This is a genomic window from Streptomyces sp. NPDC048419 (assembly GCF_043200415.1).
Lineage (GTDB): Bacteria > Actinomycetota > Actinomycetes > Streptomycetales > Streptomycetaceae > Streptomyces.
This window is the reverse complement of sequence record NZ_JBICXT010000036.1, coordinates 59,795-69,024: the sequence shown is the minus strand read 5'-3', so window position 1 is coordinate 69,024 and position 9,230 is coordinate 59,795. Positions and strand designations below refer to the sequence as shown.

Annotated in this window: 10 protein-coding genes and 2 pseudogenes; 4 read left to right on the top strand and 8 right to left on the bottom strand. The window is 71.7% G+C overall.

Annotated features, from left to right (window positions below; genetic code table 11):
• Positions 1-103: 103 nt before the first annotated feature.
• Positions 104-1,081 (top strand): non-homologous end-joining DNA ligase, encoded by a 978-nt coding sequence (gene ligD, locus ACGFYN_RS42295; RefSeq protein ID WP_393871340.1) that lies wholly within the window; start codon positions 104-106, stop codon positions 1,079-1,081.
• Positions 1,082-1,202: 121 nt separating this feature from the next.
• Positions 1,203-1,637, top strand: a complete 435-nt coding sequence (locus ACGFYN_RS42290; RefSeq protein WP_393871339.1) for a cupin domain-containing protein — start codon at positions 1,203-1,205, stop codon at positions 1,635-1,637.
• A 59-nt stretch (positions 1,638-1,696) separates the two neighbouring features.
• On the opposite strand, the gene ACGFYN_RS42285 is transcribed toward ACGFYN_RS42290, so the two are convergent.
• The 3 genes from ACGFYN_RS42285 to ACGFYN_RS42275 all read right to left on the bottom strand — a co-directional run bounded on the left by ACGFYN_RS42285 (position 1,697) and on the right by ACGFYN_RS42275 (position 3,375).
• Positions 1,697-2,164: a peroxiredoxin gene (locus ACGFYN_RS42285; protein ID WP_393871338.1), complete on the bottom strand. Its 468-nt coding sequence runs from the start codon at positions 2,162-2,164 to the stop codon at positions 1,697-1,699.
• The gene (locus ACGFYN_RS42280; protein ID WP_393871337.1) at positions 2,149-2,541 is read right to left on the bottom strand and encodes a DoxX family protein; all 393 of its coding nucleotides are present in this window, start codon (positions 2,539-2,541) and stop codon (positions 2,149-2,151) included. Before ACGFYN_RS42280 ends, ACGFYN_RS42285 begins: the two co-directional genes overlap by 16 nt.
• An 87-nt stretch (positions 2,542-2,628) precedes the next feature.
• Positions 2,629-3,375 (bottom strand): AraC family transcriptional regulator, encoded by a 747-nt coding sequence (locus ACGFYN_RS42275; protein WP_393871336.1) that lies wholly within the window; start codon positions 3,373-3,375, stop codon positions 2,629-2,631.
• Between the two features lie 54 nt (positions 3,376-3,429).
• On the opposite strand from ACGFYN_RS42275, the gene ACGFYN_RS42270 reads away from it, so the two are divergent.
• The gene (locus ACGFYN_RS42270) at positions 3,430-4,629 is read left to right on the top strand and encodes an MFS transporter (RefSeq protein ID WP_393871335.1); all 1,200 of its coding nucleotides are present in this window, start codon (positions 3,430-3,432) and stop codon (positions 4,627-4,629) included.
• A 44-nt stretch (positions 4,630-4,673) separates the two neighbouring features.
• Here the strand turns inward: ACGFYN_RS42270 and ACGFYN_RS42265 are convergent, their stop codons facing one another.
• The 4 genes and pseudogenes from ACGFYN_RS42265 to ACGFYN_RS42250 all read right to left on the bottom strand — a co-directional run bounded on the left by ACGFYN_RS42265 (position 4,674) and on the right by ACGFYN_RS42250 (position 7,312).
• A complete protein-coding gene (locus ACGFYN_RS42265) occupies positions 4,674-5,210 on the bottom strand; it encodes a MarR family winged helix-turn-helix transcriptional regulator (protein WP_393871334.1) in 537 nt (178 codons plus the stop codon).
• A gap of 38 nt (positions 5,211-5,248) precedes the next feature.
• Positions 5,249-6,232: pseudogene (locus ACGFYN_RS42260) on the bottom strand (NAD(P)/FAD-dependent oxidoreductase); the annotation flags it as partial.
• Positions 6,233-6,309: 77 nt separating this feature from the next.
• Positions 6,310-6,492 (bottom strand): annotated as a pseudogene (locus tag ACGFYN_RS42255) (DNA-binding response regulator); the annotation flags it as partial.
• A gap of 163 nt (positions 6,493-6,655) precedes the next feature.
• Positions 6,656-7,312, bottom strand: a complete 657-nt coding sequence (locus ACGFYN_RS42250) for a TetR/AcrR family transcriptional regulator (protein ID WP_393871333.1) — start codon at positions 7,310-7,312, stop codon at positions 6,656-6,658.
• A 437-nt stretch (positions 7,313-7,749) separates the two neighbouring features.
• Between ACGFYN_RS42250 and ACGFYN_RS42245 the strand changes: the two genes are divergently transcribed.
• Positions 7,750-8,433 (top strand): response regulator, encoded by a 684-nt coding sequence (locus ACGFYN_RS42245; protein ID WP_393871332.1) that lies wholly within the window; start codon positions 7,750-7,752, stop codon positions 8,431-8,433.
• A 4-nt stretch (positions 8,434-8,437) separates the two neighbouring features.
• Here ACGFYN_RS42245 and ACGFYN_RS42240 read toward each other — a convergent pair whose 3' ends face one another.
• Positions 8,438-9,130 (bottom strand): TetR/AcrR family transcriptional regulator, encoded by a 693-nt coding sequence (locus tag ACGFYN_RS42240; protein ID WP_393871331.1) that lies wholly within the window; start codon positions 9,128-9,130, stop codon positions 8,438-8,440.
• Positions 9,131-9,230: the final 100 nt, after the last annotated feature.

Sequence of the window (9,230 nt, the reverse complement as noted above, 5' to 3'; positions counted from 1 at the left end):
CCTACCGGGCAGGACTGACAGTTGAACCCTATTGATCTTGGTGGGCCTGCGTACCCCGTCCTGTAGCGGCGGGCCCATCGCCCCAGCGGCGATGGGCCCGCCTGTGCCCTGCTGCGCAGGAGTTCGATTCCGCTACGGCCCGAAGGCCGGAGCGTCCTCGGAGGAAACCGGTGACCGGCGGGACTTCTCCGACGAGGACTGGGTCTTCGAACGGAAGCTGGACGGTGTGCGCCTGCTCGCGGTCCGCGACGGCGAGCAGGCCACGGTGCTCTCCCGCTCGGGGCGGCGTCTCGACGACACCTATCCCGAGATCGTGGAGGCGCTCGCCGCCCAGTCCTGCACCGACTTCACGCTCGACGGGGAGGTCGTCGCGTTCCGGCGGGGCCGCACCGACTTCGCCCGGCTCCAGCAGCGCATGGGGCTGACGCGCCTCGAAGACATCGAGGCGACTGGTGTCGCCGTGACGTACTACGTCTTCGACCTGCTCAGGCTGGAGGGGGCGGACCTCACGCGGCTGCCGCTGCGGTCCCGCAAGTCCCTGCTGCGCCGGGCGCTGACCTACGGTGCCCCGCTGCGGACGACACCGCATCGCAACGAGGGCGGAGCCGAGTTGCTGGCCGCCTCCTGCGACCGCGGCTGGGAAGGACTGATCGCCAAGCGGGCCGACGGCGACTACCAGCCGCGCAGGTCCAAGGACTGGCTGAAGCTCAAGTGCTCGCAAGGACAGGAGTTCGTCGTCGGCGGGTTCACCGAACCGGCGGGCAGCCGTGTCGGATTCGGTGCACTGCTCCTCGGCTACCACCAGGACGGAAAGCTGCGTTATGCGGGCAAGGTCGGCACCGGCTTCGACCGGCGCACCCTGATCTCCCTGCGTGAGCGGCTGCACGAACTGCGCATCTCCGAGCAGCCGTTCGGCGGACGGGTGCGGGAGTCGGGCGCACGGTGGGTTCGGCCCGAGCTGGTCGCGCAGATCGACTTCACCGAGTGGACCCGGGACGGAATGCTGCGCCATCCGCGGTACTTGGGCCTCAGGGACGACAAGAACCCGGCGGACGTCGTACGGGAGCGGGTGACCCGCTGAACACGGCGGAACCGGGGGCCGGTTGAACGCGGATTACCGGATTCCGGCCCCAACTCCCCTACAGGGCCTCTATGTTCACGGCGGTACTCGATCTTCGGATCCGTTCTGAGAGGCCATCCGCATGCGCAACGCGCTCCGTACCGCCCTCGTCGGCGCGCTCGTCACCGGCACGGTCCTGACGTGTGGCACCGCCGGTGCCACACCGCCCGGCCCGGGAGTGACCGGCAAGCTGATCAGCCGGACCACCGTCGGGGGCACCGACTACGTCGTCCGCGAGATCACCGTCCCGCCCGGACAGAGCACAGGCTGGCACTACCACGACGGCATCGTCCACGGCTTCGTACGCCAGGGCACGCTCACCCACTACCACGCGGACTGCGCCGAGGACGGTCTGTACAGAACCGGCACCACGGTCCGCGAGCCTGGCGGTCCGAGCGACGTCCACCTCGGCCGCAACGAGGGAGACTCACCGTTGATCCTCGACGTCCTGTACATCCTGCCGCACGGCTCGCCGTACTCGGAGGACGTGCCGAACCCGGGCTGCTCGTTCCAGTAGTCGGCAACGGCCCTTGAGGGCACGGTCGGAGGGCCTGGCGGGCCCTCCGACCGCAGGTGTCACTTCTGGTGTGCGCGCAGTGCGGCGAGCGCCCGGTCCGCGTGCGTGTTCATGCGCAGTTCGCTGTGGACCGCCTCGAGGACGGTGCGGTCCTGGGCGATGACGAAGGTGACCCGCTTGGTGGGCGCGAGGCTGAACCCCCGCTTCACGCCGAACCGTTCGCGGATCGCGCCGTCGGTGTCGGACAGCAGCGGCATGCCGAGGTTGTGGCGGCCGGTGAACTCCTGCTGCTTCTCGACGGTGTCGCCGCTGATGCCCACGGGCCGCGCGCCGACGGCGGCGAACTCGGCGGCCAGGTCACGGAAGTGGCAGGCCTCCGCGGTGCAGCCGGGGGTCATTGCGGCCGGGTAGAAGAAGAGCACGACCGGACCGCCGGCCAGCAGCTCGGAGAGCTTGCGGGTGGTGCCGGTCTCGTCCGGCAGCTCGAAGTCCTCGATGGTGTCGCCGACGTTCAGGCGCTCGCCCATGCCTTGCCCTCCCCGTTCTTCGCGACGCTGCGGGCCCACATGACGAGGGGCAGCTGGATCGGCAGCCGACCGATGGCGGCGGCCTTCTTGGGCGCGGGCCGGTCGCGCCAGTCGTAGGCCATCTTCACGTTGGCCGGGAACACGCCGACGAAGAACGCTGCCGTGGCGAGGGCGGCGGCTTTGCGCGTGCGCGGCAGGGCCACTCCTGCGGCGAGGGAGAGTTCGACGGCGCCGCTCGCGTACGTCCAGGTCCTGGGGTTGCCCGGCAGCGCTCGCGGGACGATCTCGTCGTAGGGGCGTGGCTGGGCGAAGTGTGTGACGCCCGCGGCGGCCAGCAGGCCGGCGAGCAGCAAGGGCGAGCGTTCGGACCGTGGCACGGTTCCTCCTCCGATGACCTGCACCCGGATGTTACCCGAGGGTAGAACGAATGGTTACGGTGGCAGGTCCACTCCCGAAGTCAGGCTCTAGGCTCGGCGGTTGTGAGTGCCCGGCGTGTAGCCGAACGAGCGGCGGAAGACGTCGATGAAGGCGCTGGCGGAGGACCAGCCGCAGAGGTGCGCGACGGTCGTGACGGGGGTGTCGTCGGCCAGCATGCGCAGGGCGTGGAACAGGCGGGACTGGGTGCGCCACTGCGGGAAGGTCATCCCGAACTCGCTGCGGAAGAGGCGGCTGAGGGTGCGCTCGCCGGCTCCGGTCGCGGCACCGAGGGCGGCCAGGGTGCACTGTTCGTCCGGATTCGCGTGGACGATCTCGCAGACGGCGGCCAGCCGGGGGTCGGTCGCGGTGGGCAGGCGCATCGGCTGCTGCGGCGAGGCGCGCAGCTGGTCGCGCAGGACGGTGAGCAGGCGGTCGCGTTCCGGGCTCGCGTCGTCGGGGTCGCGGGTGTAGGCGAGGATCAGTTCGCGCAGCAGGGGGCTGACCGCGAGGACGGTCGGGGCGTCGAGGGCGAGCGGGTTGTCCCCGGCGGGCAGGCCCACGAAATGCAGGTCGAGGTGACCGTGCGCGCGGTGGGCGTGGACGGTGCCCGCGGGGACCCAGATGGCGCGGGTGCCCGGGGCGAACCAGGTGCCGGCGTCCGTGGTCACGGCCAGCACGCCGGACCCGGCGTAGACGATCTGGTGCTCGTCGTGCCGGTGTGCGTCGATGCTCTCGCCTGCGGCCAGACTCCTGGCCTGGGTGGCGGCTCGCGGCGTGTGGCGGATGTGCGACACAACTAGGCAGATTACCGGAAGCGGGCCAACCGCCGTGCTGGCGAGGATCGCAGGGTGTCCAGATACCGCAACCGATCCATCACCCTGCTCTCCCTGGGGCACGCCTGTGTCGACGTGTACCAGGGCGCCGTGGCCGCGCTCGTGCCGTTCTTCGTCTCGGAGCGCGCCTACACCTATGCGGCCGCCTCGGGCATCGTCCTGGCCGCCTCCTTGCTGTCGTCGGTGGTGCAGCCGCTCTTCGGAGTGCTCACCGACCGCTGGCCGATGCCGTGGCTGCTGCCGCTCGGCGCGCTGACCGGAGGTGCCGGTGTGGCCGTGAGCGGGGTCGGCGGCTCCTACGCGCTCACGCTCGCGGCGGTCGCGGTGTCCGGCATCGGCGTCGCCGCGTACCACCCCGAGGCAGCCCGTGCCGCCCGCGCCTCCGCAGGCCGCAGCAATACGGCCATGGGCTGGTTCTCCCTCGGCGGCAACATCGGTTTCGCCCTTGCGCCACCGCTCGTGGCTGCCGTCGTGGCGATCGGAGGCCTCAGCGCCTCTCCCCTGCTCATCGTCCCGGCCGTGGCGGGGGCGGCGCTGTGTGCGGCCGCGATCCGCTCGCCGGGCAGCCGCGCGGCAGCCGCCCGCACCGCCGCGGCCACCGGCGTCGACGACTGGCCGTCGTTCACGCGCCTGTCCGGCGCCATCGTCTGCCGCTCGATCGTCTTCGTCGGCCTCAGCGCCTTCATCTCGCTCTACGTCCGCACGCGGACGGGCGGCGGTGAAGCGGCCGGTACGGCAGCGCTGTTCGTGCTGTACGCGGGCGGCGCCCTCGGCACGCTGGCGGGAGGCCGGCTCGCGGACCGGTACGGCCGCCTCACGGTGGTGCGCCGCTCGTACGCCCTGACCGTGCTCGCCGTCGCGGGCGTGCTCCTCGTCCCCGGTCCGGCGGTCTACCTGTTCGTCGCGCTCACCTCGGCCGGACTGTACGTCCCCTTCGCCCTGCACATCACGCTCGGCCAGGACTTCCTGCCGCGACGGCTGGGCACGGCCGGCGGGGTCACCCTGGGTCTGGCCGTGAGCGCGGGCGGACTCGCCGCCCCGGCCCTCGGAGCGCTGGCCGATGCCACGTCCTTGCGGATCGCCCTGATCCCGCTGATCGCGCTGCCCGCCCTGGGCCGGCTCCTGCTGGCGGGGTTGCGGGAGCCCGCTGCGGCGATGGAGCAACCGGCGGAAGAGCGGACGCCGCGCCGAGGTCGCCGCGCCGCGTCGGCGTGAAGCCGTCAGGGGATCAGGCGGTAGCTGTAACTCAGGGAGCGGTATCAGGCCGTGCCCGTCCCCGCGACCGCGGACTCCTCCGCGTCCTCGTCGACGTCGAAGGAGTGGGAGAGGAAGTCGTCGACCATGCGGTGGAAGAGGGTGGCCAGTTGCCGCAGTTCTTCAGGCTTCCAGCCGGACAGGGCGTGCTGCATGCCGCGGACTCCGGTGTCCCGTACGCGGTCGATGGCCTGCTGTCCGGCTTCGGTGAGCTGGATGCGCTGGGCCCGGCGATCCTCGGGGTCGGGGACGCGGGTGACGTAGCCGGACTTCTGCAACTGCTGCACGGTGCGGGTGACGTGGGACGCCTCCACTCCCAGCCGGTTGGCGAGCTCCCCCGGGCGCAGCGGGTCCGAATCCGCGACCTGCCGCAGCAACGCCACCGCCGCCCGGTCCAGCGGCACCCCGGCCATGGCCATCAGCCGGTCGTGCTGCCGCGCGCGCGTGCTCAGGTAGGTGATGCGGGTGAGCGCCCGCTCGATCTCGATCACCTCGGCGGAGGCGGGAGTCTTGGGGAGTTCGGGGAGCGGTGGTGTGGACATGTATCCACTTTACCATATCGTTGCGTAACTCAAGTAAATCACCTCACGCCCGCGCCCACGACCTCCTCCCATGCCGCACCGGCCGCGACCGCCTGCCGCCACAGCCGGATGACCTTGGGCGGCATGCCCACCGCGAGCACGCCGCTCACCCGGTCATCGGTGCGGTACGCGGCGGCGAACCGGCGCTCGGCCAACCCACCTTCGACGACGGCTACTTCCTCGTGGCCGCGCAGATGGCCGTACGCCTGGATCTTCATGTCGTACTGGTCGGACCAGAAATACGGCACCGGCGCGAACGGCTTGCGCGCGTCGGCGTCGAGCAGGTTGCGGGCGGCCGCCATGCCCTGCTCGGCGGCGTTGGTGCGGTGCTCGATGCGCATCGAGACGCCGAACAGGGGGCTGTACCAGCGGGCGACGTCGCCGGCCGCGTACACGTCGCGCGCGGCCGCGCAGTACTCGTCGCACACCACACCGTCGTCGAGGACCAGGCCGCTGCCCGCAAGCCAGTCGGTGTTCGGCAGCGAGCCCACGGCGACCAGCACCGCGTCGGCACCGATCACTTCACCGTCGGTGAGCCGCACGCCGTGCCCGGTCGCCTCACTCACGGTGACACCGCACCGCAGGTCCACGCCCCGCTCCGCATGGCAGCGGCCGAGCAGCGCGCCGACCTCGGTGCCGACGGCGTGGGCGAGCGGCACCGATGCCGGTTCGAGAAGGGTGACCCGGACGCCGAGCCGCCAGGCCGCAGCGGCGGCCTCCGCACCGAGGAACCCGGCGCCCACCACGACCAGGCGCGCGCCAGGCTCGAGTTGGTCCCGCAGCCTCAGCGCGTCGTCCAGCGAGCGCAGCACGTGCGCTCCCTCACCAGGCAACCGGCGCGGACGCACGCCGGTGGCCACGATCAGCCCGTCGTACGGCACTTCGGCACCGTCGGCCAACTGCACGGTGCGCGCGTCGAGTTCGAGTCCCGTGGCGGCCACACCCAGACGCAGGTCGAGGTCGGGTGCGGCCAGGTCGGCGGGGGGCGGCGCTCTCGGCCCAGACCCGCCAGGTCCGGCACCGCGGAGTCGAGGACGACGAGGTCGTAGCGGCGCTCGAACGCCCGCGCCATCGCCTCGGTTCCGGTGCCGACGAGGCTGATCCGGTAGCCCGCCAACTCCAGCGTGGTCGACAGCAGTTCGGCGAGGTCCGGCTCGCCGGCGACGATCAGGACGTGCTGTCCCGCCCCGCGGGCCAGAGCGGGCCTATCACCGATGGTGGCGTTCGGCGACGACGAAGGCATGTCACTCACCGGACCTTCCATTGCTTGACTCAAGTAATCTATCGGCGCGCGTCCGGCGCAGGCAACCCTCGACCGTCCGAGGGGACGTGTCAGCTCGCAGGGGACACGTCGGCCTGTAAATGTCAGGGGTGACGTACGGGTCTCACCGGTGGCCTCCGGGGGCTCACCGGTGACGCCCAGGTGTCACCGGGGCCAGCCACAGCCCGACGACCGCGTCCGCGAGACCGGTGGCGGCGTCGTCCCAGTGGGAGCGCGGCGTGGCCCTGTTCTCGGCGACGGCCCGCTCCCGTTCGGCGGGCATGTGCACGATCAGGTGGCGCGCCATCTCGCCCCGCTCGGCACGCACCTCGGCGGGCAGGTCGGGCAGGCACCGGTTGAGCCCGTCGATGCACTGCTGCAGGGACGGCGAGGCGAAGGACTCCTCCAGCATGATCTGGTGGAGCGCCGGGTCGGTCATCGCCTGTGCGCAGAACCGGGCGAACCAGGTGGGGCCGCCCAGATTCCCGAGATGCTCGGGCAGCGGGCGCACCAGGCAGTCCACCCAGTCGCGTACGTCGGTGGAGTCGCCGATCTCGGCCAGCAGCCGGCACCGGATCTCCTCGGCGTGCGCCGCGTGCTTGCGGACGATCGCCCGGACCAGGTCGGCCTTGGTGCCGAAGTGGTAGCCGACGGCGGTGTTGTTGCCCTGTCCCGCCGCCTCGCCGACCTGGCGGTTGGACACCGCGTTCACCCCGCGCTCGGCGTACAGCCGCTCGGCCGCCGTAAGGATCAGCTCGCGGGTCGCGTCTGCCCGTTCCGCGCGTACCGTCCTGCCGGTCATGCTCACCACCGCATCGGGACTTGGCTCAGGCCCCGGCGGCCAGTCCCTCGAACCGCGGGTCCGCCGGCAGAGCGGCAGGTTCCAGCTTCAAAAGCCTACGCAACGTCACGCCGGGAGCGGTGTGCGGCCAGGCGTGGACCGGCGCGAGCGGCAGCCCCGGCCAGGGCGAACGCGACGGCCGGACCACGAAGTACGCCACGGCCCGACGGACCGCCTCGCGGCGCCGTCGGGCGGGCGCACTCACCCGCAAGGCCCCGCGTCGCCGAGGCCGCGGCCGAGCGGGTCGAACGGCCGTCCGCCCGTGTCTGACCTCGCACCTTCCCCGACGAGGGCCACGAGCGCCGCCGAACACGGGCGTCTTCCGTCCGACGCTCCCACCGGTCATCGCCCACCATGGCTTTTAGGACGGGAACCCTGAGACGACAGGAACGGACACCATGACCATCCGCGTGCTGCTCGCCGACGACCAGGCCCTCCTGCGTGCCGCGTTACGGATTCTGCTCGACTCCTGCGACGACATGGAGCTGGTCGCCGAGGCCACCTGCGGGGGCGAAGCCGTCGCCCTCGCGCGCGTGCACCGCCCGCACGTCGTCCTGATGGACATCCGCGTGCCCGGCACCGACAGCCTGGCCGCGACGTCCGCGATCTGCGCCGACCCGGGCCTTGCGGACACGCGCGTGCTGATCCTCACCACGCACGAGATCGACGCCCACGTCGCAAAGGCGCTGCGGGCCGGCGCGAGCGGCTTCCTCGGTAAGGACGTGACCGCGGACGTGCTGCTCGACGGCATCCGGACCGTGGCCGGTGGCGACTCGCTCCTTTCGCCGCTCGCCACGCGCGCGCTGGTCACACGTTTCCTGGTCGCTCCCGCCACGGATGCGGCACCGAGCGCGCCCGAGGCCTTCTCGGCGCTCACCGACCACGACCGCGAGGTGATGACCTGGGTCGCGGAGGGCCGCTCCAACGCGGAGATCGCCGTGAACCTCGATGCCAGCCCACTCGCGGTGCGTACCCATGTCCGGCGCGTCATGGCCGAGCTGGGCGTCCGCGACCGCGCCCAACTCGTCGTCCTGGCTCACCAGTCGGGCATGTTCCTGGCACGGCCGTCCATGGAGCGGTGAGGGCTCAGCCTGCGGAGAGTTTGTCCAGCCACTGCTCCAGCAGGGCCGACTCCGCCGGCGTGAACCGCGGGGACTGTTCGGAGCGCAGGCGGGCGGCGAGCGTCGCGGCCGCCACCGGGACGGCGCTGTCCTCCTCGCGCGACCCGTCGGCGTCGGCCGGTCTGGTCAGCGAGGCCAGCACGGCGTCGCGCAGCCGCTCGGAGAACTGCGGGTCCGTGTACTGCTCCGGTCTGGTCAGCATCGACAGGGCCGCCCCGACATTGGCGGACATGATCACCTGGGTGGCGAGGGCGGGCGGGACGGTGAGCCGACCGGCGGCGGCGCAGCGTTCGAGGATGCCGTGCAGCAGTGCGTGCGCCTCCTGGGCCGCCGCGGGCGGGACCGTCAGCTCGGGCGAGTACATCAGCCGGTAGTGGTTGGGGTGCTCCAGCGCGAAGCGCATGTGGTTGTCCCAGCCGCTCCGGAGGTCGGCGACGGGATCGTCGCTGGGCCGGGCCGCCCGCTTGGAGGTGAGGTACTCCTCGAAGCCGCGGTCGACGACGGCGGCCAGCAGCCCGGCCTTGTCACCGAAGAGCCGGTACAGCATCGGCGCCCCCACCCCGGCCGCGTCGCACACCGCACGCGTCGAGACATCGGCCACCGGCGCCTTGGCCAGCAGGTTCGTGGCCGCTTCCAGGATCTTTTCCCTCGCATCCATGGGTCCACGGTACGCCATCCGTAGCACCGATACGAAGCAGGATGTACCAGCGCTACGAACCTGTGTTATCGTCGATACGAGAACGGCGTAGCAATGCTAA